23 protein-coding genes and 1 pseudogene are annotated in these 19838 nt (G+C 70.4%); 16 read left to right on the top strand and 8 right to left on the bottom strand.

Annotated features, from left to right (window positions below; genetic code table 11):
• The 5 genes from FV223_RS04835 to FV223_RS04815 all read right to left on the bottom strand — a co-directional run.
• The coding region (locus FV223_RS04835) for a ribonuclease III domain-containing protein (protein WP_281407437.1) at positions 1-276 on the bottom strand (276 nt) is incomplete at its 3' end.
• A gap of 8 nt (positions 277-284) precedes the next feature.
• The gene (gene lepB, locus FV223_RS04830; RefSeq protein ID WP_147725738.1) at positions 285-1082 is read right to left on the bottom strand and encodes a signal peptidase I; all 798 of its coding nucleotides are present in this window, start codon (positions 1080-1082) and stop codon (positions 285-287) included.
• Between the two features lie 126 nt (positions 1083-1208).
• Positions 1209-1622 (bottom strand): holo-ACP synthase, encoded by a 414-nt coding sequence (acpS, locus tag FV223_RS04825; RefSeq protein ID WP_147725737.1) that lies wholly within the window; start codon positions 1620-1622, stop codon positions 1209-1211.
• Positions 1619-2380: a pyridoxine 5'-phosphate synthase gene (locus tag FV223_RS04820; RefSeq protein ID WP_147725736.1), complete on the bottom strand. Its 762-nt coding sequence runs from the start codon at positions 2378-2380 to the stop codon at positions 1619-1621. The genes acpS and FV223_RS04820 overlap by 4 nt, the downstream gene beginning before the upstream one ends.
• Positions 2381-2612: 232 nt before the next feature.
• The gene (locus tag FV223_RS04815) at positions 2613-2876 is read right to left on the bottom strand and encodes a hypothetical protein (protein WP_147725735.1); all 264 of its coding nucleotides are present in this window, start codon (positions 2874-2876) and stop codon (positions 2613-2615) included.
• Between the two features lie 524 nt (positions 2877-3400).
• On the opposite strand from FV223_RS04815, the gene rpsF reads away from it, so the two are divergent.
• The 6 genes from rpsF to FV223_RS04785 all read left to right on the top strand — a co-directional run bounded on the left by rpsF (position 3401) and on the right by FV223_RS04785 (position 8233).
• Positions 3401-3871, top strand: a complete 471-nt coding sequence (rpsF, locus tag FV223_RS04810; RefSeq protein WP_147725734.1) for a 30S ribosomal protein S6 — start codon at positions 3401-3403, stop codon at positions 3869-3871.
• 3 nt (positions 3872-3874) lie between these two features.
• Positions 3875-4141: a 30S ribosomal protein S18 gene (gene rpsR, locus FV223_RS04805; RefSeq protein WP_147725733.1), complete on the top strand. Its 267-nt coding sequence runs from the start codon at positions 3875-3877 to the stop codon at positions 4139-4141.
• 139 nt (positions 4142-4280) lie between these two features.
• Positions 4281-5333 (top strand): hypothetical protein, encoded by a 1053-nt coding sequence (locus FV223_RS04800; RefSeq protein ID WP_147725732.1) that lies wholly within the window; start codon positions 4281-4283, stop codon positions 5331-5333.
• A gap of 50 nt (positions 5334-5383) precedes the next feature.
• Complete coding sequence (gene rplI, locus FV223_RS04795; RefSeq protein WP_147725731.1) at positions 5384-5956, top strand: 50S ribosomal protein L9; 573 nt, start codon at positions 5384-5386, stop codon at positions 5954-5956.
• A 272-nt stretch (positions 5957-6228) separates the two neighbouring features.
• Positions 6229-7716 carry a replicative DNA helicase gene (locus FV223_RS04790; RefSeq protein ID WP_147725730.1) on the top strand — a complete coding sequence of 496 codons (1488 nt, stop codon included), beginning with the start codon at positions 6229-6231 and terminating at the stop codon, positions 7714-7716.
• 52 nt (positions 7717-7768) lie between these two features.
• Positions 7769-8233 carry a DUF29 domain-containing protein gene (locus FV223_RS04785; RefSeq protein ID WP_246686501.1) on the top strand — a complete coding sequence of 155 codons (465 nt, stop codon included), beginning with the start codon at positions 7769-7771 and terminating at the stop codon, positions 8231-8233.
• 3 nt (positions 8234-8236) lie between these two features.
• Here the strand turns inward: FV223_RS04785 and FV223_RS04780 are convergent, their stop codons facing one another.
• Positions 8237-8554, bottom strand: a complete 318-nt coding sequence (locus FV223_RS04780; protein WP_147725728.1) for a cupin domain-containing protein — start codon at positions 8552-8554, stop codon at positions 8237-8239.
• 106 nt (positions 8555-8660) lie between these two features.
• On the opposite strand from FV223_RS04780, the gene alr reads away from it, so the two are divergent.
• The 10 genes from alr (at position 8661) to FV223_RS04730 (ending at position 18052) form a co-directional block, all read left to right on the top strand.
• On the top strand, positions 8661-9836 hold the full coding sequence (gene alr, locus FV223_RS04775; RefSeq protein ID WP_147725727.1) for an alanine racemase: 1176 nt from the start codon (positions 8661-8663) through the stop codon (positions 9834-9836).
• 46 nt (positions 9837-9882) lie between these two features.
• Positions 9883-11322, top strand: coding sequence for a DNA repair protein RadA (radA, locus tag FV223_RS04770; protein WP_147725726.1), 1440 nt, complete (start codon positions 9883-9885; stop codon positions 11320-11322).
• Between the two features lie 219 nt (positions 11323-11541).
• Positions 11542-12147 (top strand): CvpA family protein, encoded by a 606-nt coding sequence (locus tag FV223_RS04765; RefSeq protein WP_147725725.1) that lies wholly within the window; start codon positions 11542-11544, stop codon positions 12145-12147.
• Positions 12148-12333: 186 nt separating this feature from the next.
• On the top strand, positions 12334-13812 hold the full coding sequence (gene purF, locus FV223_RS04760) for an amidophosphoribosyltransferase (protein WP_147725724.1): 1479 nt from the start codon (positions 12334-12336) through the stop codon (positions 13810-13812).
• Positions 13813-13822: 10 nt separating this feature from the next.
• Positions 13823-14572 carry an SDR family NAD(P)-dependent oxidoreductase gene (locus tag FV223_RS04755; protein WP_147725723.1) on the top strand — a complete coding sequence of 250 codons (750 nt, stop codon included), beginning with the start codon at positions 13823-13825 and terminating at the stop codon, positions 14570-14572.
• Positions 14573-14610: 38 nt separating this feature from the next.
• Positions 14611-15021, top strand: a complete 411-nt coding sequence (locus FV223_RS04750) for a dihydrofolate reductase (protein ID WP_147725722.1) — start codon at positions 14611-14613, stop codon at positions 15019-15021.
• A gap of 43 nt (positions 15022-15064) precedes the next feature.
• On the top strand, positions 15065-15313 hold the full coding sequence (locus FV223_RS04745) for a type II toxin-antitoxin system prevent-host-death family antitoxin (RefSeq protein WP_147725721.1): 249 nt from the start codon (positions 15065-15067) through the stop codon (positions 15311-15313).
• On the top strand, positions 15310-15732 hold the full coding sequence (locus tag FV223_RS04740; RefSeq protein ID WP_147725720.1) for a type II toxin-antitoxin system VapC family toxin: 423 nt from the start codon (positions 15310-15312) through the stop codon (positions 15730-15732). Before FV223_RS04745 ends, FV223_RS04740 begins: the two co-directional genes overlap by 4 nt.
• Before the next feature lie 89 nt (positions 15733-15821).
• A complete protein-coding gene (locus FV223_RS04735) occupies positions 15822-16946 on the top strand; it encodes a carboxylate-amine ligase (RefSeq protein ID WP_147725719.1) in 1125 nt (374 codons plus the stop codon).
• A complete protein-coding gene (locus FV223_RS04730; RefSeq protein ID WP_246686500.1) occupies positions 16943-18052 on the top strand; it encodes a hypothetical protein in 1110 nt (369 codons plus the stop codon). The genes FV223_RS04735 and FV223_RS04730 overlap by 4 nt, the downstream gene beginning before the upstream one ends.
• A gap of 1 nt (position 18053) precedes the next feature.
• Here FV223_RS04730 and der read toward each other — a convergent pair whose 3' ends face one another.
• Together der and FV223_RS04720 are read right to left on the bottom strand one after the other, a co-directional pair.
• Positions 18054-19397: a ribosome biogenesis GTPase Der gene (der, locus tag FV223_RS04725; RefSeq protein ID WP_147725718.1), complete on the bottom strand. Its 1344-nt coding sequence runs from the start codon at positions 19395-19397 to the stop codon at positions 18054-18056.
• A gap of 124 nt (positions 19398-19521) precedes the next feature.
• Positions 19522-19838 (bottom strand): annotated as a pseudogene (locus tag FV223_RS04720) (hypothetical protein); the annotation flags it as partial.

The raw sequence follows: 19838 nt of genomic DNA, 5'->3' as shown, positions 1-19838 counted from the left end.
CCCCGCCAGCCGGCGCGAGAGGTCGCCCTCGTCGGCCTGCGGAAAGGCGGCGTAGAGCCGGTCGGCGATGGCGAGGCCGAGGACGCGGTCGCCGAGGAATTCGAGGCGCTGATAGCTGCCGGCGCGGCCCGCCGCCTTGCTCACATGCGTCACCGCGCGGGCGAGCAGCGACGGATCGGCGAAGCTGTGGCCGATGCGCGCCTCCAGCACCGACAGGTCGGGCTTCGGGCGGGTGATGCGCCGTGCGCGGGCGGAGGGGCGCGCCTCGTCGGGCAAGGCGGGGGTCAGTGGATCGTCGAGAACAGGCGGCCCCAGCGCACGTGGGCCGGCCAGTTCCAGATCTGCCAGGCGGGCGTGCCCTCGTCGATCGAGAAGAAGATCATCTCGGCGCGGCCGACGAAGTTCTCGAACGGGACGTAGCCGACGTTGGCGAGGTCGCGCGAGTCGGTGGAGTTGTCGCGGTTGTCGCCCATCATGAAGAAGTGCCCCGGCGGCACGGTGTAGAGCTCGGTCTTGTCCCAGAACCCGTTGTCGCCGTCGCGCTCGATCGTGTGGTGCACGACGCCGTTCGGCAGCGTCTCGTTGTACTGCGGCACCTTGGTCGCCTGGCCGTACGGGTCGATGGTCTCGTAATCGGCGATGCGCTCGCGCTTGACCGCCTTGCCGTTGATGTTGAGCACGCCGTCGATCATCTGGATCTTGTCGCCGGGCAGGCCGATCACCCGCTTGATGTAGTCGGTGGCGTTGTCCTTGGGCAGCTTGAACACCGCGATGTCGCCGCGCTTCGGCTCGGCGGCCCAGATGCGCCCCTCCGCCTTGGTCGGCAGGTATTCGCTCAAGGGCAGCGAGTACTTCGAGTAGCCGTAGGAATATTTCGACACGAACAGGTAGTCGCCGATCAGCAGCGTCGGGATCAACGATCCCGAGGGGATGTTGAACGGCTGGAACAGCAGCGTGCGCACCACCAGCGCGATGAGCAGCGCCTGGATCCCGACCTTCAGGGTCTCGCGGATGCTGGCCCAGGTCCCCGGTTGCGCCCGGACCTCGTGTTTGCCGTCCCGATCCAAGCGCGCGCGTTCCATCTGTCGATCCGTCTGGGACGAGGCCGACGGCCCGCGCGGGCGCTGCCCGCGGCGCCCCACCGTGTCCGTTGCGTCGCGGCGGTCTAGACCAAGCCGGGTTCCCCCGCAACGCGGCGGGAGGTGGCGTCAACCCCGCCCGGTGCCCTCCGGCACGGCCTCGATGATCACGAAAGCTTGTGCCATCGGCGGGTCGTCGGTGAGGGTGACGTGCAACCGCGCCGCGTGCCCGGCCGGCAGCATCGCGGCCAGCCGGTCCAGGGCTCCGCCGGTGAGATGCAGCGTCGGCTGCCCGCCGGGCAGGTTCACGACCTCCATGTCGCGCCAGAACACCCCGTGCGCGAGGCCGGTGCCGAGCGCCTTGGCGCAGGCCTCCTTGGCGGCGAAGCGCCTTGCGTAGGACGGCGCGCGGGCCGCCTTGCGGTCGCACCGGGCCCGCTCGCCGTCGGTGAACACCCGGTGCGTGAAGCGCTCGCCGAAGCGCGCGAGCGAGCGCTCGATCCGGCGGATGTCGCAGAGGTCGGAGCCGATCCCGAGGATCATCGGCCCCGGCTCCCCGCCCGGGCCGCCTCCATCGCCGCGCGCATGTCGCGGATCGCCCGGGGCAGCCCGACGAAGATCGCGTCGGCGATGAGCGCGTGGCCGATGTTGAGCTCGCGGATCTCCGGGATCCGCGCGATCGGCCCGACGCTGTCGGTGGTCAGCCCGTGGCCGGCATGGATCTCCAGCCCGAGCCCCTGCCCGTGCTCGGCGGCACGGACGATCCGGGCGAGCTCGTGCGCGGTCGCGGCCGCATCGCCCGCGACCGTGGCCTCGCAGTAGCTGCCGGTATGAAGCTCCACGACCGGCGCGCCGAGCGCGTGGGCCGCCTCCATCACCGCCGCGTCCGGCTCGACGAACAGCGACACCCGGATGCCGGCCTCGGCCAGCGCGCGGATGCGAGGCGCGAGGTGATCGTGCCCGCCGACGATGTCGAGGCCGCCCTCCGTGGTGCGCTCCTCGCGCTTCTCGGGGACGAGGCAGGCGGCATGCGGCTTCAGCGTGCGGGCGAGCGCCACCATCTCGTCGGTGGCTGCCATCTCGAAGTTGAGCGGCACGGTCAACGTCCGGGCGAGCGCGGCCATGTCGGCGTCGCGGATGTGCCGCCGGTCCTCGCGCAGGTGGGCCGTGATCCCGTCGGCACCGGCCTCCACCGCCAGCAGCGCCGCCCGCACCGGGTCGGGATAGCTGCCGCCGCGGGCGTTCCGGACGGTGGCGACGTGGTCGATGTTCACGCCGAGGCGGAGAGGATGTGCCGACATGCGCCGATCTTTTCGCGTGGCTTCGAGGTGATCGCGTCGTGCTTAGCCCAGATCGGGCCGCCCTGGCGCCTCGCCGCCGCGAGAAATCGCCCGACCCGTGCTGTTTCGAAGGCGACGCGCCGCGGGTCGGATGGTCGCGGCCTCCTGCGAAGGGCCCTCGAACGCGGAAAGGCCGGGCACGACGGCCCGGCCTCCCTTCGACGAAGCCCGAAGGCTCGTCCGTCGTTGGTGCTCAGCGGACCGGGTTGGCGCCGGCGTTGCCCGGAACCGTGCGGGCGCCGTCCTCGCGGCCGGCCGGCATCGCGTTGGCGGCGCCCGGAGCGGTGCCGGTTGTGGCCGGCATGTCGCCCCGCATCGTGCCGCCCTTCTCCATCGTCTTCTCGGACGGGCTCTTCACGCTGCCGGGATTGTTCATGTTGCCGGTCGCGGACTGCGCGAACGCCGCACCCGAGAGTGCGAGCACGAGCGCCGTGGCGGAGATGAGTGTCTTACGCATGGGACGGATCCTTCGTGTGGTCGGTGTGGGAGGAGGAACGTCGCGGCCCGGGGATGGTTCGGAGAAACTTCGCGCGGCCGACCTCCCGGTGCGTGCGAGCCGCGCCCAGGGGCCTGGTCCCGTTGCGCTTTCCGGGGAACGGAAATCGTCGCCGCCCTCCGGAAGCGCGTCGCGGCATTCGATCGCCGGCACGCAGGCGACGGGACGGCCCGACGTGCCCGGCCGTGCGATTCAGACTTGCGATTCAGCCTTGCGATTTTCCCCGAAACCGACTATCCGCCGCCACTCGCGTTCGCTCCGGCTGGGGGCTGAACGGACGGTGCCGTTCGCGGCACAGGCTTTTTTCCGCGTCGCCTGGCGACGATCGAACGAGCCGTCGTCCCGTGTCTCCGCCTTCGATCAACCGCTCGGGCCCGTTGAAACGGCTCGGAGGGCTTGGCGCCGGGCGATCTCGCGAACCGAACCGGCCCGGAACTCATCGTGCATCTGCATGTCCGGGCCTCATTCAAGCTGAAGGGCCCGTAATGCCTCTCTACGAGCACGTATTCCTGGCACGCCAGGACGTGACGTCCCAGCAGGTCGAGACGATGATCGAGACCTACAAGGGCGTCATCGAACAGAACGGCGGACGTTTCGAGAAGATCGAGATGTGGGGCGTCAAGTCCCTCGCCTACCGGATCAAGAAGAACCGCAAGGCGCACTTCACCCTGCTCAACATCGACGCCCCCCCGGCCGCCATGGCCGAGATGGAGCGCCAGATGCAGATCTCGGAAGACGTGCTGCGCTTCATGACCATCCGCGTGGAGGAGCTCGAGCACGAGCCGTCCGCGATGATGCAGAAGCGCGACCGCGACGACCGCAAGGATCGCGAGCGCGGCCGTCGTCGCGACGACGAGGGCTTCGGTGGTGGCGGCGGCTTCGGCGGCGACCGCGACCGTGGGGATCGTGGCGACCGCGGCGACCGGCCCGAGCGCAACTTCGGCGGGGAGAACTAAGCCATGGCATTCGGTGCAAGTGCTGGTGGAGCCGCCGGCGGCGGTGGCCGTCGTCCGTTCTTCCGTCGTCGCAAGACCTGCCCCTTCTCCGGCGCCAACGCGCCGAAGATCGACTACAAGGACGTGAAGCTGCTGTCCCGCTACGTCTCGGAGCGCGGCAAGATCGTCCCGTCCCGCATCACCGCGGTCTCGGCCAAGAAGCAGCGCGAGCTCGCCCAGGCGATCAAGCGCTCGCGCTTCCTCGGCCTGCTCCCCTACGTCATCAAGTAGGCTCTTCGGAAACCTGCCGGCCCTGGTCCGCCAGGGTCGGCCACCATCCTTCGGGCGACGGTCTCCGCCGCCCGATCGTTGGGGCGCCTCGCCTCTAACCCCGCCCGCACTCCTGCGCGGCGGCGGGACAGCGGATCTCATGGTTCAGAACCTCGGCATCGGCATCGGCGCGGGCCTCGTCTCGGCACTCCTGTTCGGGATGCTGCTGAAGGCCACCCCGCTCGCGATCGTCCTCTACCTCTTGGCACCCCTGCCGATCCTCATCGTGGGACTCGGCTGGAATTCCCGCGCCGCGCTCGCAGCGGCGGCTTCCGGCAGCCTCGCGCTCGCCCTCGTCGTCTCCCCCTATCTCGGCCTCGGATTCGCCGCCTACCTCGCCGTGCCGGCGTGGTGGCTCGCCTATCTCGCCCTGCTCGGCCGGCCGAACGCCGACGGCAGCCTCGAATGGTATCCGACAGGCCGCCTCCTCGGCTGGACCGGCGCGACCGCGGCGCTGGCCTTCATCGCCATCGCCGTCCTGTCCGCACCGAGCCACGAGGCGTTCGAGGGACAGCTGAAGAGCCTGGCCGGCACCATCGTCCGCGCCCAGATGCGTGGCCTGCCGAGCGCGCCGGCCAAGCCCGATGCCGCCCGCCCGGACGCCGGCGAGCCCGTCGCTGACAAGCCCGTCGGCGAAAAGCCGGCGCCCCCCGAAAAGCCCAGCGACGCGGCCGATGCCGCGCCTGCGGGATCCGAGGCGCACGACGACCTGGTCGATGCGCTGGCGCGCACCGTGCCGGCCTTCGCCGCCAACGGGCTCGCCCTGCTCCTGACCTTCTACCTCTGGGCCTCCGCCCGCATCGTCCAGCTCTCGGGCCGCCTGCCGCGGCCGTGGCCGGACATCCCGTCGACCGTGATGCCGCGCGCCATGCTCGGGCTGCTCGGCCTCGCCGTGATCCTCGCCTTCGCGCCGGGCTACGCGGGCGTGCTCGGCACGGCCCTGGTCGGCTCGGTGAGCGCGGTCTTCGCGCTGCAGGGGCTCGCCGCCTTCCACGACCGCAGCCGCGGCCGGCCGGCGCGCGGCATGATGCTGTTCGGTCTCTACCTGATCCTGTTCTTCACGCAGGGCATCGCCCTGATCGTGCTCACCCTGTTCGGCCTCGCCGACACCGCGCTCAACCGGCGCCGTCGCCCCGACGGCGCGACCCCTTGAGACCCCGGCCGGCCCTCATCGGCGGCCTTACCTGAAGAAGGACGAAGACCATGGAAGTGATCCTGCTGGAGCGCGTCGCCAAGCTCGGCCAGATGGGCGAGACCGTGAACGTCAAGCCGGGCTTCGCCCGCAACTTCCTCCTCGCCCGCGGCAAGGCGCTGCGCGCGACGGAAGGCAACAAGAAGCACTTCGAGACCCAGCGCGCGCAGCTCGAGGCGAAGAACCTCGACCGCAAGAAGGACGCCGAGGCGGTCGCCGAGAAGCTCGACGGCCAGACCTTCGTGCTCATCCGCCAGTCGGGCGAGTCGGGCGTGCTCTACGGCTCGGTCTCGACCCGCGACCTCGCCGAGGTCGTGACCAAGGAGGGCTTCACCGTCGAGCGCGGCCAGTTCACCCTGAACCAGCCGATCAAGACGCTCGGCCTGCACGTGATCCCGGTGGTGCTCCACCCCGAGGTCGACGTGAAGGTCACCGTCAACGTCGCCCGCAGCCCGGAAGAGGCCGAGCGTCAGGCCCGCGGCGAGTCGGTCACCGAGCGCGAGGCATTCAACCTCGACGACCTCGGCCTGGAGGTCGGCATGGCGCTGGCCGAAGCCGGCGAAGGCGCCGACGACCGCGGCTGATCGCATCGCCCTGCCCCCTCCCCACGCGGGAGGGGCGGGCTGTGAATGGCGGTGACAGCGGGGAAGGCGGCCCGGGAGGGTTGACGCGTTCCTCGTTTGTTCCAAGATGGGCGCCCGTTCCTCGCACCGAGGGGCGGGCGTCCTCGCGTTCCGGGCACGGTGACGCGGACGCCGGCGGCTAAGCATCGGTCAACCCGACTGGTGCCATGGTCGTCGGATCATGTCTGGGATGCGGCGCCGGCCCGGCCCGCATCGATTCGGAGCGACCGCCGATGGCCCTGCCCAATGCCCTAGCGGCCAAGCTCGAAGCCGTGCAGGCGGAGTACCGCGTCGCGCCGCACAACATCGACGCGGAGCAGGCGCTGCTCGGCGCGATGCTGGTGAACAACGACGCCTACTACCGCGTCTCGGACTTCCTGCTGCCCGAGCACTTCATGGAGGACGCCCACCAGCAGATCTTCCAGGTGGCGACCTCGCTGATCAAGGCGGGCAAGCTCGCGACCCCGATCACCCTGAAGACCTATCTCGGCGACGCCGACTTCGGCGGCCAGACGGTGATGCAGTACCTCGCGCGGCTGGCGGCGGACGCCACCACCGTCATCAACGCCGGCGAGTACGGCCGCACGATCTACGACCTCGCGATCCGCCGTCGGCTGATCACCATCGGCGAGGACCTCGTCAACGGCGCCTACGAGGCCCCGGTCGAGCAGGCCCCGCGCGACCAGATCGAGGACACCGAGCGCCGGCTCTACGAGCTCGCCGAGGCCGGCAAGTACAGTGGCGGCTTCCAGAAGTTCTCGGACGCGCTCACCGCCGCCGTCGACATGGCGGCCAAGGCGTATCAGCGCGAGGGCAAGCTCTCGGGGCTGGCCACGGGGCTCTCCGACCTCGACGCCAAGATGGGCGGCCTGCAATCCTCGGACCTGATCATCCTCGCCGGCCGCCCGGCCATGGGCAAGACCTCGCTCGTCACCAACATCGCCTTCAACATCGCGAAGGCCTACCAGGGCGAGAAGCAGGCCGACGGCACGATCAAGACCAAGAACGGCGGCATCGTCGGGTTCTTCTCGCTCGAGATGTCGGCCGAGCAGCTCGCCACCCGCATCATCGCCGAGCAGTCGGGCGTGCCCTCCTACAAGATCCGCCGCGGCGACATCCGGCCGGAGGACTTCTACAAGATCACCGACGCAGCCCGCGACATGCAGACGATCCCGTTCTACATCGACCAATCGGGCGGCATCTCGATCGCGCAGCTCGCCGCCCGCGCCCGGCGCCTCAAGCGCCAGAAGGGCCTCGACGTGCTGATCGTCGACTACCTCCAGCTGCTGGCGGGCTCGGGCAAGCGCTCGGACAACCGCGTGCAGGAGATGACCGAGATCACCACCGGCATGAAGGCGCTGGCCAAGGAGCTCTCGGTTCCGATCATCGCCCTGTCGCAGCTGTCGCGTCAGGTCGAGAACCGCGACGACAAGCGCCCGCAGCTCTCGGACCTGCGCGAATCGGGCTCGATCGAGCAGGACGCCGACGTGGTGATGTTCGTGTTCCGCGAGGAATACTACGTCAACAACAAGAAGCCCCGCGAGGGGACGGAGGAGTTCTTCGCCTGGGAGGCGGAGATGAACCGCGTCCACGGAAAGGCCGAGGTGATCCTCGGCAAGCAGCGCCACGGCCCGACCGGCACGGTGGAGCTGCAGTTCGACGCCAACATCACCCGGTTCTCGAACCTCGCGCAGAGCGACCGGCTGCCCGAGCAGATGTGATAGGGTGTGACTGCGCGAATGCAGGAGGACGACCGTGGCGCCGCCGAGACGCGTGGAGAGCTCGAGATCCGGAGCGGCTTACGAGGCCGACGTTGCGGCATGGTCGCTGGAGCAGGCCGCGCATCTGCGCGCGCGCGCTTGGGATCGCCTCGACCTCGCGCATCTCGCAGATGAGATCGAAGCCTTGTCCCGCACGGAACATCATGCCCTGACGAGCGCTCTGCACGTGATCCTGCTACACCTGCTGAAGTGGGATCACCAGCCCCAGCGGCGCACGCGTGGTTGGGCCATCTCGATCAAGACGCAGCGCCTCTCGGTCGCTGAACGGATCGAGGACAGCCCGAGCCTTGCGCCGCTGCTTCCGCAATTCCTGGCTCGTGCCTATCGCCGGGCCCGGATCGAGGCCGCCGGCGAGACCGGCCTCGACGAGTCGGCCTTCCCCGTCGCGTGCCCCTATTCTTACGAAACGATCATGACGCGTCCGATCCCCTGGCCGCCCGAGCCCGAGGCCACTTAGGCGTTACAGCGTCACCAGCGCGCCGGGCTGCTTCACCTCGATCTCGACGAAGGCGATCGGATGGTCCGAGCCGTTCATCACGTCGTGGCGGATGCCCGCCGGGCGGCTGTAGGCCTGCCCCGCGGCGAGCGCGGTCTCGCCGACCTGCTCGCCGTCATGGACCCGGAGCGTTCCGGCCACCAGCATCACCACGAAGTAGGGCCAGCCGTGCTCGTGCCATCCGGTCACCGCGCCGGGGGCGAAATCCCAGCGGGTGATGCGAAGCGTCGCGTCGTCCTGCTGGACGGTGGGAATCGCCGGGATCGTGCAGGCGAACGCCATTGGCTGTCTCCTCGGAAGGCTGCGCGCGCCGCAAGCCCCGTGTTGCAGGTTTCGCGTTGCAGGTCCTGCGTTGCAGGCCACGTGCCTTCCGGCCGCTGGCGCGGTAATGGCATGCCCTGACCCGTCAGGCTGCGCGGACGGCGACGCACGCGCGGCGGAACATCGGAGCCCGACGATTTCCCGAGACAGCACCGTCGCGACCGACGCCATCGGGCACGGCGCCCGCCTCATCGTCGATCTCGACGCCATCGCGGAGAACTGGCGCCGCCTCTCGGCAGAGGCACCGGGCCGCGCCTGCGCCGCGGTGGTGAAGGCCGACGCCTATGGCTGCGGCGCCGAGCCGGTCGCCCGGGCGCTCTGGGCGGCGGGCTGCCGCACGTTCTTCGTCGCGCATCTCGGCGAGGCCGCACGCGTGCGGGGCGCGCTGCCCGAGGCCGCGATCTACGTCCTGAACGGGCTCTCCCCCGGCTCCGCCCCGGCCTATCTGGCGATGGACCTGCGCCCCGTCCTCGGCTCGGTCGAGGAGGTGTCGGACTGGGCGGCGGCCTCGCGCGGGATGCGTGCGGCCGCGCTCCACGTCGACACCGGCATGAACCGTCTCGGGCTCGCCGTCCCGGAGGCGCTGGCGCTTGCCGGCGATCCACGGATCGGGGCCGCCGGCATCGACCTCGTGATGAGCCACCTCGTCAGCGCCGAGCTGCCCGACGAGGCGGTCAACGCCCGGCAGATCGCCGACTTCGCGACGGTGCGGGCGGCGTTTCCCGGCATTCCCGGCTCGCTCGCCAACTCGTCGGGCATCTTCCTCGACGGGGCGACGCATCACGACCTGCTGCGGCCCGGCTACGCGCTGTTCGGCGGCAACCCGACCCCCACGCGCCATGCCAACCCGATGCGGCCGGTGGTGCGGCTGGAGGCGACGATCCTGCAGATCCGGCAGGTCGCCGCCGGCGCGCAGGCCGGCTACAACGGGCGCTGGACCGCGCCCGCGCCCCGGCGCCTCGCGACGCTCTCACTCGGCTACGCCGACGGCTATCCCCGGGCCGCGAGCGGGCACGGCCACGCGCTCGTCGCCGGCATTCCCTGCCCGATCCTCGGCCTCGTCTCCATGGACCTGATCATCCTCGACGTCACCGAGGCGGCGGACGCCCGGCGCGGCACCGTCGCCACGCTGATCGGCGATGGGCTGGACGTCGACACGGTGGGACACGCCGCCGGCACGATCGGCTACGAGATCCTGACGGGGCTGGGTTCTCGTTACGTTCGCACGTATATCGGGACGTGACGCCGTCCGCCCCGAGCGGATCCGGCCCCGAACCTGCTGCGAGCGCATGGCAAAGATCCACCAGACCTTCATCTGCCAGGCCTGCGGCGCGGTCTACAACCGCTGGCGCGGGCGCTGCGAGGCCTGCAATGGCTGGAACACGATCGTCGAGGAGACGCCGGGCGGCTCCGGGCCGCAATCGGGCCCGGCCGCGACCCGGCCCGGCCGGGCCCGCGGGCGGGTGTTTCCCCTCGAGGGCCTGACCGGCGAGGCGCGGGAAGCGCCGCGCATCCCCTCCGGCATCGGCGAGCTCGACCGCGTCACCGGCGGCGGATTCGTGCGCGGCTCGGTGATCCTGCTCGGCGGCGATCCCGGCATCGGCAAGTCGACCCTGCTGATGCAGGCCTCGGCCGCGATGGCGAAGACCGGCGAGCGCGTCGCCTACATCTCCGGCGAGGAGGCGGTGGGGCAGGTGCGCCTGCGCGCCGAGCGCCTCGGGCTGTCGGGCCACCCGGTGGAGCTGGCGGCCGAGACCAACGTCGAGGACATCGTCGAGACCCTGTCGCAGGGGCGCCCGCCGGCACTGGCGATCATCGATTCGATCCAGACCATGTGGACCGAGACCGTCGAATCGGCCCCCGGCACGGTCACGCAGGTGCGCTCCTCCGCCCAGTCCCTGATCCGCTTCGCCAAGACCACCGGCACGGCGGTGATCCTGGTCGGCCACGTCACCAAGGACGGGCAGATCGCCGGCCCGCGGGTGGTCGAGCACATGGTCGACGCGGTGGCCTCGTTCGAGGGCGACCAGGGCCACCATTTCCGCATCCTGCGGGCGGTGAAGAACCGCTTCGGGCCGACCGACGAGATCGGCGTATTCGAGATGACCGACATGGGGCTGGCCGAGGTGCCGAACCCCTCGGCGCTGTTCCTGGCGGGACGCGACCATCAGGCCGCCGGCACCGCGGTCTTCGCCGGCATGGAGGGCACGCGGCCCCTGCTGGTGGAGATCCAAGCGCTGGTCGCGCCCTCGTCGCTCGGCATGCCGCGCCGGGCCGTGGTCGGCTGGGACCCGAACCGGCTCTCGATGGTGCTCGCGGTGCTCGAAGCCCATGGCGGCATCCGCCTGGGCACGCACGACGTCTATCTCAACGTCGCGGGCGGCCTGCGCATCTCCGAGCCCGCGGCGGATCTGGCGGTGGCCGCCGCCCTGGTCTCGTCGCTGTCGGGCGCGGTGCTGCCGCCGGAGACCGTGTATTTCGGCGAGATCGGCCTGTCCGGCGCGATCCGGCCGGTGGCGCAGGCCGGCGCGCGCCTCAAGGAGGCGCAGAAGCTCGGCTTCGCCAAGGCGATGACGCCGCAAGGGCGCGGCGAGACCACCGACCGCGCGCTCGCCACGGAGTCGCTGCGCCACATCGCCGACCTCGTGGCCGGCATCGCCGCGAACGGGCCGCGCCGGGTCGCCTCGGGCAAGCGCCGCCATGCGGCCCACGACGAGGATGCGGATTAGGCGACCGGCTGAGCGCGGTTCTCAGGACGACCTGTGCCGCGCCGGCGGCTTGGGAAGGGCGGTGAAAGCCCGTCTGCAACCGGCGGGTTCCGGCGGCCGGCAGTCGCCACCGAGGGTGACGGCCGAGTTTGACCGCGATATAAGGCGCCCGCGGTCCAGGGGAGCCGCAGACCGCATCGCTTTCGTCGTGGCATCTCCCCATCCGATCCGAACCCGCAGATGCCGTTTTCCGTCCTCGATCTCGTGGTGCTCGGCATCGTCGTGGTGTCCGCCCTGCTGGCGGCCGTCCGCGGCGTCACGCGGGAGGTGCTGGCGATCATCGCCTGGGTCGCCGCCGCCGCGGTGGCGTGGTCGCTCTATCCGATGCTTCTGCCGACGGTGAAGCAGCACGTGACCAGCGACACCGTCGCCCTCGTCGCCTCGATCGCGGCGATCTTCCTCGGCACGCTGATCGTCGTCTCGATCATCACGGTGAAGATCTCCGACGTGGTGCTCGATTCGCGCATCGGCGCGATCGACCGCTCCCTCGGCTTCCTGTTCGGCGCCGCCCGCGGCTTCCTGATCTGCGTGATCGGCTGGGTGTTCCTGTCCTGGCTGGTGCAGGGCAAGGTGCCGACCTGGGCCGCCGAGGCGCGCACCCGGCCGATGCTGGAGAAGTCCGGCGACGCGCTGGTGGCGCAGCTGCCCGAGAATCCGGAAGGCTTCCTGAAGCAGTTCAAGAAGCCGAAGGTCGACACCCCGCAGAACGAACCTGTGGATGCACCGGCCGAGACCGAGGTGCCCCCGCGCCAGACCACGCCGGCCATGCCCGCGCCGCGGCGCTGAGGGCGCGCGAAAGAAGGCCGGCTCGGCATATGTTGCCGCGGTGACCCTGACCTGCGTCCGGTCCGGCTTGGTTGCGATGCCGCGAGGCCTCAGATAACGCCTTGACGACGGCGCCGCGGGGCCGGCCGCGCGGACGCGGTCCGGGCAGCTTGCGGGCGGACGGCAACCAGGGATCGACCTCAGGCCATGTCACACCGCGCCGTAACCGTGGATTCCGTGTTCGACCCCGAGACCGACGGCGATACGCTCCGCGAGGAATGCGGCGTCTTCGGCATCTTCGGGCATCCCGACGCCTCGGCGATCGTCGCGCTCGGGCTGCACGCCCTGCAGCACCGCGGCCAAGAGGCGGCGGGCATCGTCGCCTTCGACGGCGAGGTCTTCCATTCCGAGCGGCGCCCCGGCCTCGTCGGCGACTCGTTCTCGGACGGCGGCACGATCGCCCGGCTGAAGGGCCGCGCCGCGATCGGCCACGTGCGCTACTCGACCACCGGCGGCACCATCCTGCGCAACGTCCAGCCGCTCTTCGCCGAGCTGGCCGGCGGCGGCCTGGCGGTGGCGCATAACGGCAACCTCACCAACGCGCTCTCGATCCGCCGCGACCTCGTGCGCGACGGCGCGATCACCCAGTCGACCTCCGACACGGAGGTGATCCTGCACCTGGCCGCGCGCTCGCGTAAGCCGCGGATCGTCGAGCGCTTCATCGATGCGCTGCAGGCGATCCAGGGCGCCTACGCCATCGTCGCGCTCACCAACAAGAAGCTGATCGGCGCCCGCGACCCGCTCGGCATCCGCCCGCTGGTGCTCGGCGAGCTCGACGGCCGCTACATGCTGGCCTCGGAGACCTGCGCGCTCGACATCATCGGCGCGAAGTTCGTGCGCGACGTCGAGAACGGCGAGGTCGTGGTGATCTCGGAGGACGGCATCGAGTCGATCCGCTTCGCCGACAAGGTGCCGATGCGGCCGTGCATCTTCGAGTACATCTACTTCGCCCGGCCGGATTCGGTGGTGAACGGCAAGAGCGTCTACGCCGTGCGCAAGAACATCGGCGTCGAGCTGGCCCGCGAGGCCGCGGTGCCGGCCGACGTGGTGGTGCCGGTGCCCGATTCCGGCGTGCCGGCCGCGCTCGGCTTCGCACAGCAGACCGGCATCCCGTTCGAGATGGGAATCATCCGCAACCACTATGTCGGCCGCACCTTCATCCAGCCGACCCAGTCGGTGCGCGAGCTCGGCGTGCGGATGAAGCATTCGGCCAACCGGGCGGCGATCGAGGGCAAGCGCATCGTGCTGGTCGACGACAGCCTGGTGCGCGGCACCACCTCGGTGAAGATCGTGCGGATGATGCGCGAGGCCGGCGCGGCGGAGGTGCACTTCCGCATCGCGAGCCCGCCGATCACCTATCCCGACTTCTACGGCATCGACACGCCGGAGCGCGAGAAGCTGCTGGCCGCCACCCACGACCTCGAAGGCATGCGCCGCTACATCGGCGCGGATTCGCTGGCCTTCCTCTCGATCCCCGGCCTGTACCGGGCGATGGGCGAGGCGGAGCGGATTGAGGCCTGCCCGCAATACACCGACCATTGCTTCACCGGCGACTACCCGACCGGCCTGACGGACCTCGCCATCGCCGGGCCAAAGCGCCTCGCGATGCTCGCCGAAGCGGACTGACCCCTCGCGCATGACCGACACGAAGACCTCACTCGACGGACGCGTCGCCGTCGTCACCGGCGCGTCGCGTGGGATCGGCCGGGCCGCTGCGCTGGCCCTGGCGGAGGCCGGCGCGCACGTCATCGCCGTGGCGCGCACGCAGGGCGCGCTGGAGGAGCTCGACGACGCGATCCGCAGGGTCGGCTCGAGCGCGACCCTCGTGCCCCTCGACCTGACCGACTACGACGGCATCGACCGGCTCGGCGCGGCGATCAACGAGCGCTGGAAGCGCCTCGACATCGTCGTCGGCAATGCCGGCATCCTCGGCAATCTCATGCCGATCGGGCACATCACCCCGAAGGTCTGGGGCCAGGTGATGGACGTCAACGTCACCGCGAACTGGCGGCTGATCCGCTCGTTCGACCCGCTGCTGCGGATGTCGGATGCCGGCCGGGCGATCTTCGTCACCTCCGGGGCGGCGGGCAAGTGCCGGGCCTACTGGGGGCCCTACTCGGTGTCGAAGGCGGCGCTCGAGGCGCTGGTGCGGACCTACGCCGCCGAGAACGAGACCACCAACGTCCGGGCGATGCTCCTCAATCCCGGCCCCCTGCGCACCGACATGCGCCGCGCGGCGATGCCGGGCGAGGACCCGGAGACGCTGAGGACGCCGGAAGACCTCGCCCCGCATTTCGTGCGGCTGGCGAGCCCCGCCTCGAGCGAAACCGGGCTGATCTACGACTTCCCCACCGATCGCACCGTGAGCCCGCAAGCGCCGCGCTGAGCGGTCGGGGCCGAGCCCGCACTTTTCCGGATATCCTGATGATCGACGTGCGCTGCATCTGCGCGATCGGCCAGCGCGGCCAGCTCGGGCTGAACGGCCAGCTCCCCTGGGAGGGCAACACCGACCCGCTCTTCGTGGAGGACGTGACGCGGTTCTTCGCGCTGACCATGGGCCACGTGCTGATCGCCGGCCCGAAGACGGTGGCCTCGGTGCCGGCCTTCGCGTTCAACGACCGCACCATCGACGTGATCCGGTCGCACGAGGATCCGGAGGGGGTGCTCGCCCGCTATCCCGGTCGCCGCATCTTCGTCGGCGGCGGCATCGCGGTCTGGAACGTCTACGCGAAGTACATCCAGAACTGGGACGTCACCCGCCTGCCCTACGACGGCGAGGCCGACCGCTGGTTCGACCCGGGCTGGCTCGTCGGCGGCGCCCTGCGCGTCGGATAGGCGGATCTGGACAGTCCGTCGGGAAAGTCCGTACTCTCGCCCGATGGGCGAGCACAGCGTCATCGAAGCCGAAGAGCATCTGTCCGAGCTGATCGACCGCGCGCTCGCGGGCGAAGGCGTCGTGATCACCCGGGATGGTCGGCCGGTCGCCAACCTACAGCCGATCCCTCGGTCGGGGCGGCCCGTGACCGCCGAGGACCTGGATTGGCTGGCAGCCCGTCGCGCGCGAACCGCCGCGCCCTCCGAGGATGCCGGGCACCTCGTCGGCCGCATGCGCGACGAGGATTGGTGAGGACGTACCTCGATGCCAGCGTCCTGGTCGCCCTTCTGACGGATGATCCGTCCACGGCGCGGGCGGACGCCTTCTTTCGACGTCACGAGCCGATCGCGATCGTCAGCGATTTCGCAGCGGCGGAATTGGCCTCGGCCCTCGCACGCCGGGTGAGAACCGGCGAGATCGACGCGGGCGCCGCGCAATCGGCGTTCTCGGATCTCGATCGCTGGATCGAACGGGTCGCGGAACGCATCGAGGTCGCATCGTCCGACGTCGTCGCGGCGACCGGGTTTCTCCGCCGCCTCGATCTCACGCTCCGTACGCCGGACGCCCTGAACATCGCTCTGTGCCGTCGTGCGAATGCCGTCCTCGCGACCTTCGACATCAAGATGGCGACCGTCGCGCGCACCCTCGGCCTGCAGGTCACGGAAGGATAGCGTCCTTCGCGCCGAAAAATGCGCCCTCGGGACCGCACTAGGCCCGCTCCCGCCCTATCTGCGCTCGGATCCTCCCGACGAAAGATGCCATGAGCGCCCACAGCTACCGCTTCGGCATCGAAGAAGAGTATTTCCTGGCCGATGCGGAGACGCGCGGCACGCCGCGGCGCTCGGTCAAGCCGTTCCACGTCGAGGCGGCCGAGCGCTTGCCCGAGGCGGGGCGCGAGCTGCTGCAGTGCCAGGTCGAGGTCTGCACCCCGCCCGTCACCGCCTTCGCCGAGGCGCGCGACTCGCTCGCCCGGCAGCGCGGCGCGCTCGCGGACCTCGCCGCCGAGCACGAGCTGCTGATCTTTGCCGCGGGCACCCATCCGGTGGCCGACTGGTCGCGGCAACTGCCGACCAAGGGCGACCGCTACCGCGGCATCCTGCGCGACGTCGGCCTCGCCGGGCGCCGCAGCCTGATCTGCGGCATGCACGTCCACGTCGAGGTGCCGGACCCGGAGGCGCGGGTCGACCTGATGAACCGGCTGCTGCCGTTCCAGCCGCTGCTGTTCGCGCTCTCGGCCTCCTCGCCGTTCTGGCAGGGCAAGCCGACGGGGCTCACCGCCTACCGCCTGAGCGCCTTCGGCGAGCTGCCGCGCACCGGCCTGCCCGAGCTCTTCGCCGATGCCGCCGCCTATGCGCGCTACGTGCGGATAATGACGGAGGCCGGCTCGATCCAGGATGCGAGCTTCCTGTGGTGGTCGCTCCGGCCCTCGATCAAGTTCCCGACGCTGGAGCTGCGCATCGCCGACAGCTGCACGCGGCTCGCCGACGCGCTGACCATCGCCGCGCTGTTCCGCTGCCTCGTGCGCTGCGTGGTGCGCCGGCCGGACCTCAATGCCGGGCTCGACGGCGTCTCCCGGGCACTCGCCGACGAGAACCTCTGGCGCACCCAGCGCAGCGGCGTGGGCGCCGAGCTGATCGACGAAGCCCGCGAGGCGGCCCTGCCCTTCGCCGACGCCTTGGAGACGGTGCTCGACCTCGTCGCCGAGGATGCGGCGGCGCTCGGCTGCGCGGCCGAGGTCGCGCATGCGCGGACCATCGTCTCGGGCGGCACCAGCGCCGACGGCCAGATCGCCGCGTTCGAGGCCGCGCGAGAAGCGGGGCACAGCAACCGGCAGGCGCTGGACAAGGTGGTGGAATGGCTGGCGCGGACGACCCGAGGGGTGTGAGCGTGCCCTCGCCCGGCCGTATTTCGGCTGCGCCCGTTCGCGTCCTCTGCGTCGGCTATAGCGTCACAGAGCAGATCGGCTACGTGGAGCGGGCTGGCGACTGCGCCTCCTCTGACGGTGCCGACCTCGTTTTCCTCAAGTCTGGCTGGGGCGGGCACAGCGTCCACGCCATCGCCTACATGATCGACGAGATCCTCGACACGATCCCCTGCGATCGGGTCCTGCTGGAATTGTTCACCGACAACGTGCGCTACTACGATCGGAGGGCGCTGCGCTTCTATCTCGATCAGATCCTCGCGGCGACCGCCCGCCGCGGCCGGCCTGTGGCCTTCCTCAACCTGTATCAGAACGGGGTCAACTATGCGTCGGAGACGGTCGCCGGCCTCCTCGACGACTACGAGACCAGTTTCGGTATCCCGACCCTGGATCTCGCCCTGCCCCTGGCCAAGTCCGGCCCAGAGGAGCGTGCACTCTGGCTGAAGGACGGCACCCACGTGACTCCTGCCGGTGCCGATCTGTATGGCAGGCAGGTCTTTGACTTCGTGCGCGGGCGTGGGTTCGGCGACGCCTACATCCGCCACTACCGCACGCTTCCTGGCCTGTTCGTGCCCCTCAAGCTCGCGACGACGCCGGACCGGTCTCGCCCTTTTGCGCTGTACCGAAACGGCATTCCGCTGCACTATGTGACGATCCCTGAAAAGACGTCGCTCTCGATCGATCTCGGGCGTACCGCCGACGTGCGCCCCGTAATGACCACCTACGGCCCCCTGAACGGGACACTACGCTTCTCGAGCCCATCCATCGAGCGGACCCGCGACGTGCTGCTCTACGACCGTTTCAGCTACTACGCGCGCTCGATCGTCATGAACGTGAACCTCAAGGGCATCCGAACCTTGACGTGCTTTCAGCTCGACATCGTGCCCGACATTGAACTCGCGAAGGGTGAGAAGAACACCGGGCCGCGGATGGGCTACGTCTCGCACGTATTCCTGCACCGCCGCCTGAGGCCGGCGGAATGGTTGCGCCATTACGGGCACGGCGCATGCTGGGCTGTGCATCGCATGCGATGCGCCCTCGCCCGCGTCGGAGGGAGAACCGGCGCGTGATCTACCCTTTGTCGAACGGGTTCGACGAGGTGCGCAGGGAGAGCCGGATCGGGGTGCCCGGCAGGGCGAACGCCTCGCGCAGCGAGTTCGTGAGGTAGCGGGTGTAGCTCTTCGGCATCGCATTGAGCTGGTTGCCGAACAGGGCGAAGTGCGGCGGGCGGCTCTTCACCTGCGTGGCGTAGCGGATCTTGATGCGCCGGCCCGATACGGCCGGCGGCGGGTTGCGCTGCGTCGCCTCGGAGAGCCAGTCGTTGATCCGCGAGGTCGAGATGCGGGTGTCCCAGACCTCGGCCGCCTGCACCACCGCCTGCATCAGCTTGTCGACGCCGTCGCCGGCGAGCCCCGAGAGCGGCACCACCGCGACGCCGCGGACCTGCGGCAGCAGGCGGGTACAGTCCTCGCGCAGCGACTTGAGCAGGCCCGGCTGGTCGGCGACGAGGTCCCACTTGTTGAGGCCGATCACCAGCGAGCGCCCCTCGCTCTCGACGAGGTCGACGATGGTGAGGTCCTGCTTCTCGAACGGGATCGTGGCGTCGAGCAGCACCACCACCACCTCGGCGAAGCGCACGGCGCGGATGCCGTCCGAGACCGCGAGCTTCTCGAGCTTGTCCTCGATCCGGGCGCGGCGGCGCATCCCGGCGGTGTCGTGCAGCTTGATCCGGCGCCCGCGCCATTCCCAGTCGAGCGAGATCGAATCGCGGGTGATGCCGGCCTCCGGGCCGACGAGCAGGCGGTCCTCGCCGAGCATCCGGTTGATCAGGGTCGACTTGCCGGCGTTGGGGCGGCCGACGATGGCGACCTTGAGCGGCTTGCCGCGCGGGTCGTCGTCGTCCTCGTCCTCGTCGGTCTCGGGCAGGGCTTCCTTCAGCGCCTCGTGCAGCTCGCCGATGCCCTCGCCGTGCTCGGCCGAGAACGGGATCGGGTCGCCCAGCCCGAGCCGGAACGACTCGTAGGCCCCGGCCATGCCCGCGCCGCCCTCGGCCTTGTTGGCGATGAGGATCACCTTGCAGCCGGCCCGGCGCACCAACTCGGCGAAGGGCTGGTCGGCGGGCAGGATGCCGGCCCGCGCGTCGATGACGAACAGCACCACGTCCGCCTCGAGGATCGCGGCCTCGGTCTGCATCCGCATCCGGCCGAGCAGGGTGGCCGAATCGGCCTCCTCGAGACCGGCGGTGTCGATGATGCGGAAGTTCAGCCCGCCGAAGGCGACGTCGCCCTCGCGGCGGTCGCGGGTGACGCCGGGGCGGTCGTCGACCAGCGCCAGCTTCTTGCCGACGAGGCGGTTGAACAGGGTCGACTTGCCGACATTCGGCCGTCCGACGATCGCGACGGTCGGCAGTTCCATGGGGTGGTCCGTTCTATGTTCGGTCGAGCCGCCGGGCTGGCCGGGCGGCGAAGGTCCGGAGAATGCCCAAAACCTCCGGTGCGAGCCAGTCGCGCCGGAGGTTTTGGACTGGCGTGTCGAGCGATCAGCGCGTGATCGGCGGCGGGGGCGCGGCGGGCTCGGGCTTCGCCTCGGTCACCGTCACGGGACCGCCGGCGACCAGGGCGACGTAGACCTCGATGCGCTGGCGCAGGTTCTGCGGCGTCTCGGGGTCCATGTTGAGCTGGTCGAACCAGCGCCCGGCCTCGTCGTACTGGCCGTTCTTCAGGGCGGTCAGCCCGAGCATCTCGCGGGCGGTGAAGCGGAACGGCGTGCCGGCGGCCAGGCTCTGCAGGCTGGCGAGCGCGGGCGCCGGATCGGGCAGGTCGAGGCGGATCAGCGCCGCGCGGAGCCGCGCGAGGT

The organism is Methylobacterium sp. WL116 (assembly GCF_008039455.1).
GTDB lineage: Bacteria > Pseudomonadota > Alphaproteobacteria > Rhizobiales > Beijerinckiaceae > Methylobacterium.
Note: the sequence above shows the minus strand (reverse complement) of the source record. Positions and strands in the feature narration are given on the sequence as shown.